Here is a 16,708-nt window from a genome sequence, read left to right as displayed (position 1 = left end):
GGAGTAGAGGAGAGACCATGAACGGGACGATCACGGCAGTGGCGAGGCTGCGTGCCTGGGCCGGCCACAGCGTGGGGGCAGCCCGCCCGGGCAGGCTCGCGCACGGGCTCGCCCTCATGCTCCTGGCGGCGCTGCTCGTGCCGGTCTTCATGATGGCGACGTCTTCGCCGGCGTCTGCGGACGACAAGAAGGAGCGCGACAACTACAGCCTCTACCAGCTGGCCTCGAACGCGAGCTCGTACTTCAGCGAGAAGAACTCGCCGCAGAACGACAAGGGCATGCACGAGAACTGGAAGCCGGTCACGTCCAGCCCGGCCTCGGGCGGTTCCATTCTCGGCTACGCCGACCCGGAGTTCAGCCTGGGCAACATCGTGGGCTGGTTCTTCGCCGAGGTGTCGGGGTCCTCGCAGACCGTCACCTACGAGACCCTGGCCGCGAAAGACGGCAAGGGCAACGCCAAGTACTCGGGCATGCTCGACTACGCGCACTTCGGGGCGGCCAACAACGACCTCGGCCTGGACACGATGTCCTCGGGCATCGGCGGCCAGATCGTGAGCGTGATCGGGGGGTCGATCATCTGGGTCCTCTACGCCCTAGCGCTGGCGGTCGGCACGCTGTTCTACGTCATCATCCAGTTCCTGAAGCTCATCAACCCCTTCGTGTGGTTCTACAACGCGGTGGCGGCGGTGAATCCGACCCTTGCCGAGGGTATGACCGGAGGCGATACCGGAGGCGGCGCGCTCTCGGGTCTGCAGCACTGGATCAGCGGCTGGTACAAATTGCTCGTCGAGATCTCGTGGCAGGCGCTCGTGCCGATCTTCATCGGCTTCCTGCTCATCGGCCTGGTCATGTTCAAGAAGATGGACCGGGGCTCGGCGATCAAGAAGCTCATCGTGCGCGTCGTCTTCATCGGCGTCGGCCTGCCGCTCGTCGGGTCGATGTACTCCAGCGTGCTCGGAAAGTTCGACGACTCCGTTCTTGGTCAACACGCCGGCCCGACGCGCGTCGTGCTGAGCACCTACGTCGACTTCGAGGCGTGGATGATGAACGACCGCCTGGGGATCCCGGACCAGGCCACTGTTTCCTGGGACGAGGACCAGGCCAGCCCGGACGCGATGATGGCCGTGCGCACGAGTGCGCTGGCGATCAACAAGCAGTCCCACGGGGCGACGTTCAACGACATCAACATCGGGACGAAGGCCAAGGACGCCGAGTCGGCTTGGAAGGACGGCACCGTCTCCGTCACCGGAAGTGCCTCGGACGACTTCAAAGCGGTGTTCTCGACCTTCGGGATCATCGGCAAGTACATCGCGAGCAACGAGATCGCGGCCTCCGACTTCGAGTCGGGGATCAAGACCTCGATCACGCAACTGGACGAGAGCGCGGATACCAAGAAGCTCTGGTTCGTCGTCAAGGAGAGCTATGGCGACGTGAAGAAGTTCGGTGAGGAAGACGGGCCGAAGCCCGTCGATCACCCCGTGATCTCGGCCGACGGCACGGGCTTGACCTCCTCTCGTCCCGGTAAGGACTCGACGGTCTTCACGACGACGGGGACGAAGGGTGGCTGTGGCTTTACGGTGGGCAAGACGCCCTCCTCATGCAACCTGTCTCCCCTGGCGGCGTACAACTACCTCAACACCGGGTTCAACCCCGGCTCACTGGCCATGTACTCGTCGAACAACGCCACCAGCGGGTTCACCCGCGAGAACCACATGGCCGTCAGCCAGGTGGGCACGGGGCCGGCGAAGTTCATGTACTGGAGCAACTCGGCCACGGTCCTGGGCTCCATCGTCCTGCTCGGCTTCTGGTACGCCATCGGCATGCTGGCCGGGGCGATCAAGCGGACCTTCAGCCTGGTGGCCGCCGTACCGTTCGCGACGCTGGGCGCCATGCAGGCGATCGCCAAAGTGATCGTCTACTCCACGGCGATGATCCTGGAAGTCCTCGTCACGCTGTTCATCTACCAGTTCGTCTCGGAGTTCCTGATCTCGGTCCCGGACATCATGGCTGGCCCCGTGTCGAGCTTCATGAGCCCGGGCGGCCTGTGGGGCAACGCTGCGCTCGGCGGGATCATCGTGGTGGTCCTGACCCTGATCTCCTCGCTGGTGATCATGGGCATCACCTTCGCCCTGCTACGGGTGCGCAAGACCGTGCTGCAGGCGCTGGACGAGGTGGTCACCAAGCTCGTGGACAAGTTCCTCGAGACGAACAACACGCCGAAGCCGGACAAGGGCGGGCTGATGCCCGCTCTGGCCTCGGGTGCGGGGGCTGGCGCGGGCATGGCCATGGGCAACAAGCTCGCCGACGGGTTCAACAGCAAGACCAGCGGTCCGGCGTCCCCGAACACGGGCAAGCCCACAGGCAAGCCCACGGGCAAGACGGCGCCGACGAACGCCGGCGGCACGAACGGTGACGCCATGGAGTTGACGTCCGGTAAGCAGCAGCTGACCCTCGAGGGTGGCGGGCAGGACGGACCGGATGGCCCGGACAGTCCGGCGCTGGATGGTGGTCCTGGTGGTGGCTACGGCGGTGGCAGTGACGGCGTCAAGGCTCTGCCGGGCGGCACCGGTCCCGCCGGTGCTCTGGGCGCGGACGGTCGCGACGCACACGCCGACAACGGTGGTCCGCTGCAGCTGCCGCGTGGCGGAGCGGGCAGCCCGCGCTCGGACAAGCAGACGGCGCAGAGTCTGAGCAACCAGGGTGGCCTGTCGAATCTCGGGTACGGCGACAAGGTCATCCGCGGTGAGGTACTTTCCTCGTCGACGGAGCCGTCGAGTTCTCGTGGTGATGCTCAGGGCCAGAGCGGCGCCGGCGGCACGGGTTCTGTCCCGACCAGCGGAGGTCGTGAGGCTGTCGCCGGTCAGACGGAACCGACGCAGTTCGGCACGGGTTCTGTCCCGACCAGCGGAAACGGTAAGGCTGCCGCCGGTCAGACGGGACCGACGCAGTTCGGCACGGGTTCTGTCCCGACCAGCGGAGGTCGTGAGGCTGTCGCCGGTCAGACGGAACCGACGCAGTTCGGCACGGGTTCTGTCCCGACCAGCGGAGGTCGTGAGGCTGTCGCCGGTCAGACGGAACCCACGCAGTTCGGCGCGGGTTCCCAGGGTGCGCACAGCCAACAGGGCAGCAACCAGCAGGCTGTACCGCAGCGCTTCAGCGGCGACGCCGTGCCTGCCCCGGATCCTGCTCCGACGCAGCCGGGTGCGCCGAGCACGCGTCCGAAGGGCGCCGCTCCGGGCGCCACCCCTGCCCCGGCTCGGGCCGGGACCCCCGGCCGGCCGCCGGCACGGCAGAAGCAAGCCGAGGCGCAGGCGAACCGTGACCGGCCGCGGTCCGTCATCAACGCCCGCCGCGACGGCGCCCCGGCTCCGAAGCAGCCAGGGGCCAGTACCTCGGCTCCGAAGCAGCAAGGGGCCAGTGCCCCGGCTGTGGGTCAGCCAAGGGCCGGCGCTCCGGCTGTGGGTCAGACTCCGGCTGGGACGCAGGCACCGCGTCAGCCGCGTTCGACCCAGGCGTCGCCGCCGCACCAGACGCCCGCCCCGTCGGCTCCTGCTCCGCGGCCGCCAGCTCCTGCTCCGCGGCCGTCAGCTCCTGCGCCGGATCCTGCGCCGCCGCAGGCTCCGGTTCCGCCTCGGGGTGCCGATCCGACCCCGAACGTGGAGACCCCGAAGCCGCGGCAGCGGCAGCGGCAGCGGGGCGAGGGGGACTGATCGTCCGATCGAGGGCGAGCGTGGAGGCCTGACGCACCCGGTGAGAACGATCATCCTCACCGGGTGCGTCGCCCTTTGAGCAGCGTGAGGAGAAGGAGGGGGCATGAGGCTCGGATCGAGGCTTCGCGGCGAGTTCCCGCGTGGCTGGTGGAGCTCGGCGCGATGGTGGGTCACCGGGATCCGTGAGCTGGCACTGAGTACTGCGGCGGCTGTGGCTACCGTGGTGTTCGTCGGCGAGATGGTGCGCGCCGTGCGGCATCGCGACGAGCCGAGGATCCTGGCGCGTCTGGTCGGCTCGTTCGAGGGGTACGTGTCGGGCCTTCTGGTCAACGGCGCAGGCTTTGCCGTTTTGGTCACCATGGAGATCGAGGATGATCTGCCTGTGGTGCTGATGGTGCTGCTGTCTGGGTGGTGTCTGTCCAACATCGGCGTCAGCGCCGTGGTGTTCGTCGTGGTGGCCCAGTCGAGGATTCGGAGGCCAGCGGCATGGGCCGAGCTCGATTTCGTCGAGCGGCATGCCCCGAAGTACGGCCAGCCGCCGGAGACGATCGAGGAATACCGGGCGCTGCACCTTCAGGAGTAGACGTCAGAGGCTTGAACAGCCGGGGAAGGACAGAACCCCGTGGGCGCGATGCCCACGGGGTTCTGTGCTGCTTGGCCGGCCGAGCGGGACGTCGACGCTACTTCTTGCACTTGGTCTTGTAGCCGTCCAGCAGAGCCTTGCCAGCATCGGAGTTGTCACGCACGTACGCGCTACCGCTGATGCTGATCGAGGTTTCGCTGGTTGAGATGGACTCGCTGCCGGTCCGCTTGTTGCGGGTGTCGTCTCCGGCGACCGTCCAGATGATCTGGGACTGATCCTTGTTGAACTCGCCGGTGCTGGTCACGTCCGGCTCCTTGTAGACACCATCGCAGTTGTACTCATGATGCGAGACACTGTTGCCCTTGACGACCAGCTGGCCGAGTTTGGACGTGCCGTTGACGTCCTTGATGTAGTAGGTACCGTCGAGCTTGCTGGCGCCGTCGCTGCTTCCGCCGCAGGCGGTGAGTATGAGTGAGCTCGCGGCCAGGGCCGCGATGGACACGGTCATCTTGGCCCGCGTCCTACGTGCAGTGCTGGTGATCCTCATGGCGTTTCCCCTTCGTTCGTCATTCAAGTCGGCTTGAGACACAAGGCCAGTCAAAATAACCTATGGATAGGTGACTTTGGCGGATCGCGACCGTCTGTCAGGTGCCTTATAGGAGGTTGTCGAGCCGATGCTCAGTCAGTGCTGGCGCGAACTCGGCCTGATTGAGCGCGTGTCCGCCGTCCCGGATGCGCCACTGCAGACGCTGCACGGGCGGGGCGTCTGCTTCTTGGACTGCCAAGGTCGCCGAGTTCACCCAGCTCTGCGTACGCTCCCTGCAGCTGTTCCTCGTGGTGTGCCGATCGGCGGCGGGCTGCTGGCCGACACAAACTTCGGCTACTCCTACTGGCGGCCGATCTCGCGCGGGCGACCAGCCTCCGAGGAGCTCGCGAGGATTCGCCCGGACCAGCCCCGCTGGTCATCTGCCGTCGCCCCCTTCCAGAGGTCCCTGAGACCGCGTACGCCGAGAAGCGGCTGTACCTGCTTCGCCACGGCGGCAAGGAGTGGCTCGACGAAGATCGACACAGTCGCATCGCCGTGGAGACCCGCATGGGCCACGAGGTCGCCGGCCACCTGTTCGCGTGAATCGCAGGCCGCTCGGGAACGTTCCCGGGCGGCCTGCGCGTCGTTGTTCCCGAAGAGAACGGAAGGCGAACAGCAGGGGGTGTGCCATGGGTCGAGTGGTGCTGGAGCGGTTTCCCGCCGGAAGTCCGCGGGGAAGCTGGCCCGCCGAGGAGTACGCGGCGCAGCGGATGCGCGAGGGCGTGCCGGCGGAGGTGGTCATGGACCTGGACAGCGACGCGTTCCTCGTCGTGGTCCGGCAGCGGGAGTCCCGTTCCGGTCACTGACCGCCCTCGGGAGGGGGCCGGTGGGCGCACGGCCCTTGGCCTCGCGCCCGCGCAGCCCCACACTGACCCGATGACTCAGCGTGTGGATCTCGCGACGGTGATGGACCGGCTGGCGATCGACGAAGTGGTCACGGGCTACGCGGTGGCCGTCGACGACGGTGACTGGGACGCGTACCGGGCCCTGTTCACCGCCTCCGGAAGGGTCGACTACAGCTCGGCCGGCGGGATCGCGGGCCCGGTGGCGGAGGTCGCGGACTGGCTGGCGGAGACGATGACGCTCTTCCCCGTCCGCCAGCACCTGATCGTGAACCGGCTGATCCGGCTGGAGGACCTGGGCGGCTCCCCGGGGGACAGCGCCGAGGTCCGGGCGGACTTCCTCAATCCGATGCGGCTGGCGGAGCCGGACTCCGACGCCGCGGTCACCTCGCCCAACTTCGTCGCCGCCGGGCGCTACGGCTTCGAGCTGGCCCGCACCCGTGACGGCTGGCGGCTCACGCGCGTCACCGTGCACGAGAAATGGCGGCACATGACCGCCTGAACCGCGCCGGCGCCGCTCGACTCGGCCGGGACGCCGGGCACTGCCACACTGGAAACGGAGGCACGCCATGATCACGATGCGCACGCGGTGGTGGTCCCCTCGATGGCGTGCGCCCGGCGCCGTGGCCGCCGGGGCGCTGCCCGCCCTCGCCTTCCCGGCCCCCGCGCTCTGGTGGTTCGCCTACGCCGCCCTCGTGCCCTGGATGCTGCTGCTGCGGTCGGCCCCCACCGGGCGGCGCGCTGCGCTGGAGGGCTGGCTCGGCGGCGCGGGGTTCATCCTGGCCGTCCACCACTGGCTGCTGCCCAGCCTGCACGTGTTCCTGGTCCCGGTGGCCGCGCTGCTCGGGCTGCTCTGGATCCCCTGGGCGCTCCTGGTGCGGGAGCTCCTCGGCGGGACCCCGGCGGCGGGCCGGGCCTGCTGTGCGCTCGTCCTCGTACCGGCGGGGTGGTTGCTGTCGGAGCTGGTCCGGTCCTGGCAGGGGCTCGGCGGGCCGTGGGGGCTGCTGGGCGCGAGTCAGTGGCAGGTGGCGCCCGCGCTGCGACTGGCCTCGGTGGGCGGGGTGTGGCTGGTCAGCCTGCTGGTGGTGGCGGTGAACTGCGCGCTGGTGCTGCTGATCGCGGTGCCGGGGGCGCGGATTCCCGCGGTGGCCGGGATGACCGGGTGCGCGGTGCTGACGGGAGCGGTGTGGGTGTGGGCGGCGCGGCCCGAGGAGTCGGGCCGGCTGCGCGTGGCCGTCGTACAGCCCGGCCCGGTGGCGGACGCCCCGGACAGCGCGGAGCGGCGGTTCGACGTCGGTGAGCGGCTGACGCGGCCGCTGGCGGGGCAGCGGGTCGATCTGGTGGTGTGGGGCGAGAGCAGCGTCGGCGCGGACCTGACGGCCCGCCCGGACCTGGCCCGGCGGCTGGCCGCGCTGTCGGCACAGGTAGGGGCTCCGCTGCTGGTGAACGTGGACGCGCGGCGGGCGGGCCACCCCGGCATCTACAAGAGCGCGGTCCTCGTGGGCCCCCAGGGCCCCACCGGCGACCGGTACGACAAGATGCGGCTCGTCCCGTTCGGGGAGTACGTACCGGCCCGTGCGCTGTTCGGCTGGGCGACCTCGGTCGGCAAGGCGGCGGGCGAGGACCGGGTGCGCGGCGACGCCCCGGTGGTCATGGACCTGCCCGGGCGGCCGGACGGGCCCGGCAGCGTCCGGATCGGCCCGCTGGTGTGCTTCGAGTCGGCCTTCCCCGACATGAGCCGGCACCTCACCCTGGACGGGGCCTCCCTGCTCGTCGCCCAGTCGGCGACCTCCTCGTTCCAGGAGAGCTGGGCACCGGCCCAGCACGCCTCGCTGGCCGCGCTGCGGGCGGCCGAGAACGGCCGCCCGATGGTCCACGCCACCCTCACGGGCATCAGCGTCGTGAACGGCCCCTCCGGCGCGCGGGTCGGCGCCGCCCTGCCCACCTCCGCGAGCACGGCGGCCGTGTACGAGGTCCCGCTCGCCCGCGGCACGACCCTCTACGTCCGCTTCGGGGACTGGCCGGTGGCCGCCGCCCTGGCCGCCCTGGCGGTGTACTGCGCGGTGGCGGGCAGCCGTTCGCTCAGGAGGCCTGCTCCAGAGCCGAGCTCACCACCCGCTCGCACAGCTCGTGGGTTCGCAGGGCGTCGCGGGCGCTGAGCGTGGTGCCCGCCGCGACCGCCTCCAGGAAGTGGTCGACGACCTGCTCGATGCCGCGCTGGCGGGCGACGGGGACCCAGTCCCCGCGGCGCCGCACGGTCGGCTGGCCCTTGTGGTCGATGACCTCGGCGAGGTTGACGACCTGCCGCTTGGTGTCGCGGCCGGACACCTCCAGGATCTCTTCGGTGGAGCCGGACAGCCTGTTCATGATGCCGAGGGCGGTGAAGCCGGCGCCGGACAGCTGGAGCACCACCTGGTGCATCAGCCCCTCCCGCACCACCGCCCGGACGTCGAAGTGGTCGGCCTCGCCGGGCAGCAGGAACCGCAGGGTGTCGACGACGTGGATGAAGTCGTCCAGCACCAGCGTGCGCGGGTCCTCGGGCAGCCCGACGCGGTTCTTCTGCATGATGATCAGCTCGCGGGCGTGGTCGGCGCACTGCGCGTAGGCGGGCGCGAATCGGCGGTTGAAGCCGACGGCGAGGGAGACCCCGAGCCGCTCGGCCCGTTCCACGAGCTGTCGCGAGTGCGCGAGTTCGTAGGCGAGCGGCTTGTCCACGTACGTGGGCACGCCGGCTTCCAGCAGCCGCGCGACGATCTCGGGGTGGGCCACGGTGGCGGCGTGCACGAAGGCCGCGTCGAGTCCCTCGGCGAGCAGCGCGTCGAGATCGGTGTGCCGGCGCGCGGCCGGGACGTGGTGGGTGTCGCCGATCCGCTCCAGGGTGTCGGGGTTACGCGTCTGCAGGTGCAGCTCGATGCCCGGGCGGGTGGTGAGGACGGGCAGGTACGCCTTCTGCGCGATGTCGCCGAGTCCGATGCAGCCGACCTTCACCGGGGGCCTCCAGGTTGGTTCCTCGTGGGATTCCCGCAGCTTAATCCCTGGTGACGGGGGGCCGGTTCGCCGAGGATGAGCTCCATGACCACCAGTTCAGGATCAGATCGCAACGAACCCGCCACCACCGCCGACGAGCGGGACATGCTGGACGGATGGCTCGACTACCACCGTGCCACCCTCGTCTGGAAGTGCGAGGGGCTCCAGGACGAACAGCTGCGCCGCACCCCGCTCGCGCCCTCCGCGCTGAGCCTCCTGGGCCTCGTACGGCACCTGGCGGAGGTGGAGCGGTACTGGTTCCGGAAGATCATGCTGGGTGAGGACCTCCCCGAGCTGTACTCCACGAGCGAGAACCCGGACGGCGACTTCCACTTCACCGAGGCGGCCAACTGGGCCGAGACCGAGCGGGTGTGGCGGACGGAGGTCGAGCTGGCGCGCCAGGCCGCCGCGGGCCGTTCGCTGGACGCGGTCTCACGGGCCGAGAGCCACCACCGCGGCGAGGTGTTCAGCCTGCGCTGGGTCTACACCCACATGATCGAGGAGTACGCGCGCCACAACGGCCACGCGGACCTGCTGCGCGAGCAGATAGACGGCGCCACCGGCGACTAGGCCGTCTTCCGGGGCAGTCCCGGGGCAGCCGTGGGGCAGCCGTGGGGGCCCTGTCCGGCGGGTGTGTCCGTCACCCGTGCGGGGTGAATATCGGCTCCGGGTTTTCGCAACGGGGTCCTCGCACAGCAGAGTTGCGCGAGTGCATCCAACCCGAACCACGACAACGCTGCTGCTCGGAGTCGCCTGCGCCGTCTCGGCGGTCTCCGGCTGTGTGCATGTGAGCCCCGGTCCCCTGCAACCCGCGGCGGCCCCTGCCGCCGGGGCACCGCCCCGCCATCAGCCCCGCAGCGGGCCCGGGACCGCCCCGGTGACCGTCCGGGCGCCCGCCCTGGAGGCGCTGGAGGCCTTGGAGACGGCCCCGGAGCGGCCCGCTGCCCCGGCGGGCCCCGCGCCCGCCCAGCGGTCCGCACAGCGCCCCGTACCGGGCGGCTCCGGCGGGCCCGTACAGGAGGCTCCACCGGTCCCGGACATCCCGGAGCCCCCGCGGGCCGCCGAGCCCGTCTCCGGGCACCCGGGCGGCCGTCCCCGGCATCCCCGGCCCGACGCCGAGGCAAAGCGCGAACTGATCCGGAAGCTGCCGGTGCGGCCGGCCGACGTGTGCGCGCTGGGCCGCAGGCACGGCCAGTGGCATTCCGACAGCCCGGAGGCCCGTATCTGCTCGGGCGTCCACGGGGACTGACCGCCCGCGGACCTACGGCCCGCGGCCTACGGGGACTGCTCGGGGAACGGCCGGGGGCCGGGTCCGGATCCGGGCCCGGCTTCCGGTTCCGCGGCCAGGCGCCGCTCCAGCCGGGCGATGGCGGCCCGTACGCCGTTGCCGTACCCGTCGTCGGACAGCGCTCCGGTGGCCGCGCGGGCCCGGGCCAGGTGGACCCGGGCCGCCTCGGGCCGCTGCAGTTTCACGTAGTCGGCGGCCAGGTTCAGGTGCAGGGACGGGTAGAACACGCGCAACTCCGGATGCGGCTCCCGGCGCGCGGGCCGCCCGTCCCGGGGCGGCCTGGTCCCGGGCCGATCGCCCGGCTGATCGCCCGGAAGCTCGTCCGGCAGGTCGGCTGCGGCGGTCAGGGCCCGCAGGTCCCAGGCCAGCTCGTCGGCCGGATCGTCCTGGGCGTCGGCCATGTAGTGGGCCAGGGTGCACCGGTGGAGGGAGTCCCCCTCCTCGCCGATCTCGGACCAGATCTCCCCGAGCCGGTTGCGGGCCTCCTCGCGGTCCCCGGCGTGCAGCAGGATGACCGCCTGGCCGATCCTGGTCATGACGGCATCCTGCGACGCCTCCTGCTGCTCCGCCACGGCGGCCTCCGGCTCGCTCTGCCAGACCTGCTCCGGTCTGATCATCTCGAAGCTAGCCGGAGGTACCGGCAATGGCGCCGAGGCGCGGGGGGACGTCAGCCGAGGTCCGGGATCCGCCAGTCGATCGGCTCATGCCCCTGGGCGGCGATGGCCTCGTTGATCTGCGTGAAGGGCCGGGACCCGAAGAACTTCTTGGCGGACAGCGGGGAGGGGTGGGCGCCCTTGACGACCACGTGCCGCTCCTCGTCGATCAGCGGGAGCTTCTTCTGGGCGTAGGCGCCCCACAGGACGAAGACGGCCGGGTCGGGCCGCTCGGACACCGCGCGGATCACGGCGTCGGTGAACTTCTCCCAGCCCTTGCCCTTGTGCGAATTGGGCTCGGCCTCCCGGACCGTGAGCACCGCGTTGAGCAGCAGGACGCCCTGCTCGGCCCACGGCATCAGGTACCCGTTGTCCGGGATCGGCAGGTCGAGCTCCTCCTTCATCTCCTTGTAGATGTTGCGCAGCGAGGGCGGGGTCTTGACCCCAGGCTGCACGGAGAAGCACAGGCCGTGGCCCTGGCCGGCGCCGTGGTACGGGTCCTGGCCGAGGACGAGGACCTTCACCCGGTCGAAGGGAGTGGCCTCCAGGGCCGCGAAGACATGCTCGCGGGGCGGGTAGACCGGCCCGTTCGCCCGTTCCTTCTCGACGAACTCGGTGAGCTCTTTGAAGTAGGGCTGGTCCAGCTCTCCGCCGAGGACGGGGAGCCAGGACTCGGGCAGCATCTGGGTCACGGCGACAACCTCCGGTACAAGTTCGTGCAACTGCTCGTGCAACTGCTCCAGAACCTACCGGGGCCCACTGACAACGCGTCGGCCGCCCGGGGCGGCCGACGCATTGCTGCCGGTGCTACCAGCTGGTCTTGCGGTAGAACTCCCACATCTGCATGACGGTCTGCGGGTCCAGCGCCCGCTCGGCGCCCGCGATGTCCTCGCGCGCCGCGACGTACAGCTTGCCCTGCCACAGGGGCAGCAGCCGGACGTCCTCGGCGAAGATCTTCTGGGCCTGCTCGAACTCCTGGACGCCGGCCGACCGGTCACCCTCGCGGCGGGACTTGGGCAGCAGGTCGTTCACGATCTCGGCGGGCTCGTACGGGGTGCCGACCGCGTTCTCCTTGCCGACGAACGGCGCGATGAAGTTGTCCGGGTCCGGGAAGTCGGGGAACCAGCCGCGGCCGAAGATCGGGTACTCACCGCTCTTGTAGCCGGTCTGGAAGGTCTTCCAGGGCTGGCTGCGCAGGGTGATCCGGAACAGCTGGCTCTCGTCCAGCTGCCGCTTGAGCTCGGTGAACTCGTCGGCGGTCGAGGAACCGTAGCGGTCGGTGGTGTACCAGAAGGTCAGATCGACCGGCGTGGTGATCCCGGCGTCCCTGAGGATCTTCCTGGCCTTGGCGACGTCCGCGCCGCCGTACTTGTCGTAGAAGGGCGTCTTGTGGCCGACGACCCCCTTCGGAACCATCGAGTACAGCGGCTCTGCGGTGCCTTGGTAGACCTTGGAGACGAGCGCACCGCGGTCGACGATCTGGGCGATGGCCTGGCGGACCGGGAGCTTGGCGACCTGGGGGTCCTTGGGGTTGAAGACCAGGTAGCGGATCTCGGCGCCGACGTTCTCGACGACCTGGACGCCCAGGGCGTGCGACGCGGGGTTCTGGAGGTCGGTGATCTCCGGGGCCGACAGGCCTCGGTAGGTGGCGTCGATCTCCTTCGCCTTCAGCGCCGCGATCATCTTCGGCGAGTCCGCGAAGTAGCGGATGGTCACCGCCTTGTTCTTGCGGTTGGCGAAGCCGGTGTAACTCGTGTTGCCGGTGAGCACCGCCTCGGCGCCGTCCTTGTACGAGTCGAGCACGTACGGACCGGAGCCGGTGATCTTGTCGCCCTCGCGGACCTTGTCGGCCGGGTAGTCCTTGGGCGCGACGAGCGAGGCGGCGGGCGAACCGAGGACGTACGGGAAGGTGGCGTCCGAGGTGTTCAGGTGGAAGACGACCGTCAGCGGGTCCGGCGTCTCGATCTTGTCGAGGGTGCCGAAGAGACCCTTGGGGCCGACGTTGGAGCCGATGGTCTTGATCCGGTCGAGGGAGTACTTGACCGCGTTGGCGTCGAGCGGCTCGCCGTTGGAGAACTTCAGGCCCTTGCGCAGGGTGCACCGGTAGGCCTGGCTCGCCGCGTCCGTGAACTCGCAGCTCTGGGCCGCGTCGGGCTGGGGCTTGCTGGAGCCCGTCGGGAACGCCAGCAGGGTCTGGTAGACGTTCCGGTACAGCTCCCAGGAGCCGTCCCACGCGGCCGCGGGATCGAGGGTGCTCGGGGTGCTCGTGGTACCGACGACGATCCTCTTCATCTCGTCGCCGTCGTCCTCCGACAGCAGGCCGCATCCGGCGAGCAGGGATATGGACGCAAGGGCCGCAGTGATCTGCAGGCATCTGGTCCGGTTGAACACGTGCACGCTCCTCGATCAGCCAGGGGTGCGGCAGACCCTACCGCAGTGCCCCACGAATCCAATGGGTTGGTTTCGTGAGGCACTTGACCGGTTCCGTGCATATTCGATACACATTTACCTCCCTTTCTGAGGTAAATGCGTCCGGTTATCGGTCAGTGAACCCCGGCATTGAGGAACATCCCACCATCGACGACGAGAGTTTGCCCGGTGATCCATTCCGCTTGTGCAGATGTGAGGAACGCCGCTGCCCCGCCGATGTCCTCCGGGAGCCCGAGGCGGCCGAGCGGGTAGGCCGCTGCGGCCTCCTGCTCCCGGCCCTCGTAGAGCGCCTGGGCGAACTTCGTCTTGACCACCGCGGGGGCGATCGCGTTGACCCGGACCCCGGGCGCCATCTCGTGCGCGAGCTGGAGCGTGAGGTTGATCATGGCGGCCTTGCTCATCCCGTACGAACCGATGAAGGGCGAGGCGGAGACCCCGGCGATGGACGCGATGTTCACGATCGCGCCGCCGTTGTCCTTCTGCCAGGCGCGCCAGGTCCGCTGGGCGAAGCCGAGCGCCGAGATCACGTTGGTCTCGAAGACCTTCCGCGCGACCCCGAGGTCCAGGTCCGCGATCGGCCCGAAGACGGGGTTGGTGCCCGCGTTGTTCACCAGGAAGTCGACGCGGCCGAAGGCCTCCATCGTGCGCTCGACGGCGACGGCCTGGTGGGCCTCGTCGTGGGCCTTGCCCGCGACGCCGATCACCCGGTCCGCACCGAGCCGCTCGACGGCCTCCTTGAGGGACTCCTCGTTGCGGCCGGTGATGCAGAGCCGGTCGCCGCGGGCGACCAGCGCCTCGGCGATGCCGTAGCCGATGCCCCGGCTCGCCCCGGTGATCAGCGCGACCTTGCCGCTGTCGATACCGCTGTACGTCATGTCTGCGCCCTGTCTCTCGTGGAACCGTCAGCTGAGCGGACCGCCGGCCACGTACATGACCTGGCCGGAGACGAAGCCCGCGGCCTCGCCCGTGAAGAAGGCGATCGCGTTGGCGATGTCGTCCGGCGTGCCGACGCGCTGGACGGGGATCTGGGTGGCGGCCGCGGCCTTGAAGTCCTCGAAGCCCATGCCGACGCGGGCGGCGGTCTGGGCGGTCATCTCGGTCGCGATGAAGCCGGGGGCCACGGCGTTGGCGGTGACGCCGAACTTGCCGAGCTCGATGGCCAGGGTCTTGGTGAAGCCCTGCAGGCCGGCCTTGGCGGCGGAGTAGTTGACCTGGCCGCGGTTGCCAAGCGCCGAGCTGCTGGAGAGGTTCACGATGCGGCCGAACTTGGCCTCCACCATGTACTTCTGACAGGCCTTGGACATCAGGAAGGCACCGCGCAGGTGCACGTTCATGACCGTGTCCCAGTCGGTCTCGGTCATCTTGAACAGCAGGTTGTCGCGCAGCACACCCGCGTTGTTGACCAGGATGGTCGGGGCGCCGAGCTCGCTCGCGACGCGCGCGACGGCCGCCTCCACCTGCGCACCGTCGGAAACGTCGCAGCCGACCGCGAGGGCCTTGCCGCCGGCCGCCGTGATGGCCTCCACGGTGTCCTTGCAGGCCGCCTCGTCGAGGTCGAGTACGGCAACGGCCCGGCCCTCGGCGGCCAGGCGCACGGCGGTGGCCCCGCCGATGCCCCGGGCCGCCCCGGTCACGATCGCGACGCGCTGCTCGGTGGTGGACATGCTGGATCTCCTCGCCCTTGAGAGACGGTCGCCCAGAGGTGAGCAACCGCTTAGTAGCTTCAGCTGAGGAGACGCTAGGAGCCCTGGCACCCGGTGTCAACGCCACCCGGCCCGGCCCCGTCGGCGGTCGGGGCCCGGCGCTTCGGGGCAGGGCCCCGGAGCGCCGCCCCGACCGTCAGCGGACCAGCAGGTCCAGCAGCCGCTCCACCTCCGCCGCCGGATCGGCCGTCAGGCCGGTGTGCACCGGCCCCGGCTGCACCACGGTGCTGCGCGGGGCGATGAGCCAGCGGAACCGCCGCCCGGCGTCGTCGCCCGCCGCCTGCCCCGCCTCGGCCCCGCCGCCGCACACGCCCTCGACCCCGCGCAGGGCCGCCCGTACCCCGGCCACATCGGCCCCGGGGTCCAGCGCGAGGAGCTTCGCCTCGTCGAGGTGGGTGCGCGCGGCGACGTACGTGTGCGCCCGGCAGTAGACGATCACGCCGGCGTTGAAGCACTCGCCCCGTTCCATCCGGGGCACCACGCGCACCAGCGCGTACTCGAACACGTCCCGCTTGGTCACTCGCTGTCGCTCTTCTTCTTGTGGGTCTTGTGGGGCCATTCCGGCAGGTGGTCGGTGAGCCAGCCGGGAGGCCCGGCAGGCGTCTTCACCTCGGCCTCCAGCGAGATCCTCTCGTGGATCGTGGCCGCGCGCGGCAGCAACGCCTCCACATAGGCGCGGCGCAGCGCGTCGGTGGAGTCGAAGCCCGGCTCGTCGACCAGCCACTCGTCGGGGACGTCGGCCGCGACCTCCGTGAGCAGTTCCTCGGTCACCAGCGGCGCGAGCGCGGCGGCCGCGGCGGCGATGTCCGGGCCCACGGGGGCCAGTACGTGGTCGGAGGCGTCGTAGGGCTTGGCGGCCGCGGCCTCGGCGGTGGGCCAGTTGTGGTGCCAGATCATGGTGGCGCCGTGGTCGATGAGCCAGAGGTCCCCGTGCCAGACCAGCATGTTCGGGTTGCGCCAGGAGCGGTCGACGTTGTTGATGAGGGCGTCGAACCAGACCACGCGCCCCGCCTCGACCGGGTCGACCCGGTACGCGAGCGGGTCGAAGCCGATCGACCCGGGCAGGTAGTCCATGCCGAGGTTGAGGCCGCCGCTGGCCTTGAGCAGCTCCTGGACCTCCTGGTCGGGCTCGCCGAGCCCGATCACGGGGTCGAGCTGCATCTGCACCAGCAGCGGGACCCTCAGCCCCAGCCGCTGGGCCAGGCGCCCGCAGATGACCTCGGCGACCAGGGTCTTGCGACCCTGACCGGCTCCGGTGAACTTCATGACGTAGGTCCCGAGATCATCGGCCTCGACGATCCCCGGGAGCGAGCCGCCTTCACGCAAGGGGGTGACGTAGCGGGTCGCTGTCACTTCTGTAAGCATTTCGCCAGGCTATACGGCCCGACCCGCTGGAAATCCACGGACCGGGGGGCGCCGAAGAGCCTGCGGAATCGCGCCCGATCAGCCCCGGCGGGAATCCGGGGAATTTCGGCTGGCCTGCTGGTTTCCCTGCGACCGGAGTAACCGAGGGTGACGGCTGGAAAGGAGTGCCCGAGCCACTGCTCGACCGTCGCAACGGACTCCCCAGCACGCCGCGCCACGGTCAGCCGGCCGCTCGGACCGCCTCCGTCGGGACGGGGAGCTGGCGCCCGTCGGTGAACAGCAGTGCGGTCCCGCCGGTCTTCCTCAACCGGTGGGCTCCGGTCGTGATCTGCGTCAGCCAGGAGCCGTACGACCGCCGGTCCACGTTGTCGCCCGTGAGGTCAGCGAGGGTGTTCTTGGCGGTGGAGGTGTCCTTCCGCTTCGCCGAGCGGTCGGTGCGTTCCTTCGTGGTCAGACCGTACCCGTATCGCGCATCAATCCCCGCGGGCCGGAATTGGGCACGCAGAAGCCAGGGGCCGCCG

At 70.0% G+C, this 16,708-nt stretch carries 16 protein-coding genes and 1 pseudogene; 7 read left to right on the top strand and 10 right to left on the bottom strand.

Going from position 1 to position 16,708, the window contains the following annotated elements:
* Positions 1 to 17: 17 nt before the first annotated feature.
* The gene (locus OG386_RS35240) at positions 18 to 3,710 is read left to right on the top strand and encodes a hypothetical protein (protein ID WP_328791415.1); all 3,693 of its coding nucleotides are present in this window, start codon (positions 18 to 20) and stop codon (positions 3,708 to 3,710) included.
* 103 nt (positions 3,711 to 3,813) lie between these two features.
* Positions 3,814 to 4,293 carry a hypothetical protein gene (locus tag OG386_RS35235; protein ID WP_328791414.1) on the top strand — a complete coding sequence of 160 codons (480 nt, stop codon included), beginning with the start codon at positions 3,814 to 3,816 and terminating at the stop codon, positions 4,291 to 4,293.
* A gap of 97 nt (positions 4,294 to 4,390) precedes the next feature.
* Here OG386_RS35235 and OG386_RS35230 read toward each other — a convergent pair whose 3' ends face one another.
* On the bottom strand, positions 4,391 to 4,801 hold the full coding sequence (locus tag OG386_RS35230; RefSeq protein WP_328791413.1) for a hypothetical protein: 411 nt from the start codon (positions 4,799 to 4,801) through the stop codon (positions 4,391 to 4,393).
* 707 nt (positions 4,802 to 5,508) lie between these two features.
* On the opposite strand from OG386_RS35230, the gene OG386_RS35225 reads away from it, so the two are divergent.
* The 3 genes from OG386_RS35225 (at position 5,509) to lnt (ending at position 7,880) form a co-directional block, all read left to right on the top strand.
* Positions 5,509 to 5,685, top strand: coding sequence for a hypothetical protein (locus OG386_RS35225; protein ID WP_181382610.1), 177 nt, complete (start codon positions 5,509 to 5,511; stop codon positions 5,683 to 5,685).
* Between the two features lie 70 nt (positions 5,686 to 5,755).
* Positions 5,756 to 6,223 carry a nuclear transport factor 2 family protein gene (locus OG386_RS35220; RefSeq protein WP_328791412.1) on the top strand — a complete coding sequence of 156 codons (468 nt, stop codon included), beginning with the start codon at positions 5,756 to 5,758 and terminating at the stop codon, positions 6,221 to 6,223.
* Between the two features lie 67 nt (positions 6,224 to 6,290).
* On the top strand, positions 6,291 to 7,880 hold the full coding sequence (gene lnt, locus OG386_RS35215; RefSeq protein WP_328791411.1) for an apolipoprotein N-acyltransferase: 1,590 nt from the start codon (positions 6,291 to 6,293) through the stop codon (positions 7,878 to 7,880).
* Here the strand turns inward: lnt and OG386_RS35210 are convergent.
* Complete coding sequence (locus tag OG386_RS35210) at positions 7,804 to 8,709, bottom strand: Gfo/Idh/MocA family protein (RefSeq protein ID WP_328791410.1); 906 nt, start codon at positions 8,707 to 8,709, stop codon at positions 7,804 to 7,806. The genes lnt and OG386_RS35210 overlap by 77 nt on opposite strands.
* Before the next feature lie 84 nt (positions 8,710 to 8,793).
* On the opposite strand from OG386_RS35210, the gene OG386_RS35205 reads away from it, so the two are divergent.
* Positions 8,794 to 9,318 (top strand): DinB family protein, encoded by a 525-nt coding sequence (locus OG386_RS35205; protein ID WP_328791409.1) that lies wholly within the window; start codon positions 8,794 to 8,796, stop codon positions 9,316 to 9,318.
* A gap of 307 nt (positions 9,319 to 9,625) precedes the next feature.
* Entirely contained in the window at positions 9,626 to 9,997 is a 372-nt protein-coding gene (locus OG386_RS35200; RefSeq protein ID WP_328791408.1) for a hypothetical protein, read from the top strand.
* A 26-nt stretch (positions 9,998 to 10,023) separates the two neighbouring features.
* On the opposite strand, the gene OG386_RS35195 is transcribed toward OG386_RS35200, so the two are convergent.
* The 8 genes and pseudogenes from OG386_RS35195 to OG386_RS35160 all read right to left on the bottom strand — a co-directional run.
* Entirely contained in the window at positions 10,024 to 10,653 is a 630-nt protein-coding gene (locus OG386_RS35195; protein WP_328791407.1) for a hypothetical protein, read from the bottom strand.
* Between the two features lie 50 nt (positions 10,654 to 10,703).
* Positions 10,704 to 11,372 carry a uracil-DNA glycosylase gene (locus OG386_RS35190; protein ID WP_328793480.1) on the bottom strand — a complete coding sequence of 223 codons (669 nt, stop codon included), beginning with the start codon at positions 11,370 to 11,372 and terminating at the stop codon, positions 10,704 to 10,706.
* 124 nt (positions 11,373 to 11,496) lie between these two features.
* Positions 11,497 to 13,080, bottom strand: a complete 1,584-nt coding sequence (locus tag OG386_RS35185; RefSeq protein ID WP_328791406.1) for an ABC transporter substrate-binding protein — start codon at positions 13,078 to 13,080, stop codon at positions 11,497 to 11,499.
* Positions 13,081 to 13,232: 152 nt separating this feature from the next.
* On the bottom strand, positions 13,233 to 13,994 hold the full coding sequence (locus tag OG386_RS35180; protein WP_328791405.1) for an SDR family oxidoreductase: 762 nt from the start codon (positions 13,992 to 13,994) through the stop codon (positions 13,233 to 13,235).
* A 27-nt stretch (positions 13,995 to 14,021) separates the two neighbouring features.
* Positions 14,022 to 14,783, bottom strand: coding sequence for a 3-oxoacyl-ACP reductase FabG (gene fabG, locus OG386_RS35175; protein ID WP_328791404.1), 762 nt, complete (start codon positions 14,781 to 14,783; stop codon positions 14,022 to 14,024).
* A 175-nt stretch (positions 14,784 to 14,958) separates the two neighbouring features.
* The gene (locus OG386_RS35170) at positions 14,959 to 15,342 is read right to left on the bottom strand and encodes a DUF3037 domain-containing protein (RefSeq protein WP_327386549.1); all 384 of its coding nucleotides are present in this window, start codon (positions 15,340 to 15,342) and stop codon (positions 14,959 to 14,961) included.
* Positions 15,339 to 16,187 carry a HipA family kinase gene (locus OG386_RS35165; RefSeq protein ID WP_328791403.1) on the bottom strand — a complete coding sequence of 283 codons (849 nt, stop codon included), beginning with the start codon at positions 16,185 to 16,187 and terminating at the stop codon, positions 15,339 to 15,341. Before OG386_RS35165 ends, OG386_RS35170 begins: the two co-directional genes overlap by 4 nt.
* A 223-nt stretch (positions 16,188 to 16,410) precedes the next feature.
* Positions 16,411 to 16,644 (bottom strand): annotated as a pseudogene (locus OG386_RS35160) (site-specific DNA-methyltransferase); the annotation flags it as partial.
* Between the last annotated feature and the right edge of the window lie 64 nt (positions 16,645 to 16,708).

The organism is Streptomyces sp. NBC_00273, assembly GCF_036178145.1.
Taxonomy (GTDB): Bacteria; Actinomycetota; Actinomycetes; order Streptomycetales; family Streptomycetaceae; genus Streptomyces.
Note: the sequence above shows the minus strand (reverse complement) of the source record. Positions and strands in the feature narration are given on the sequence as shown.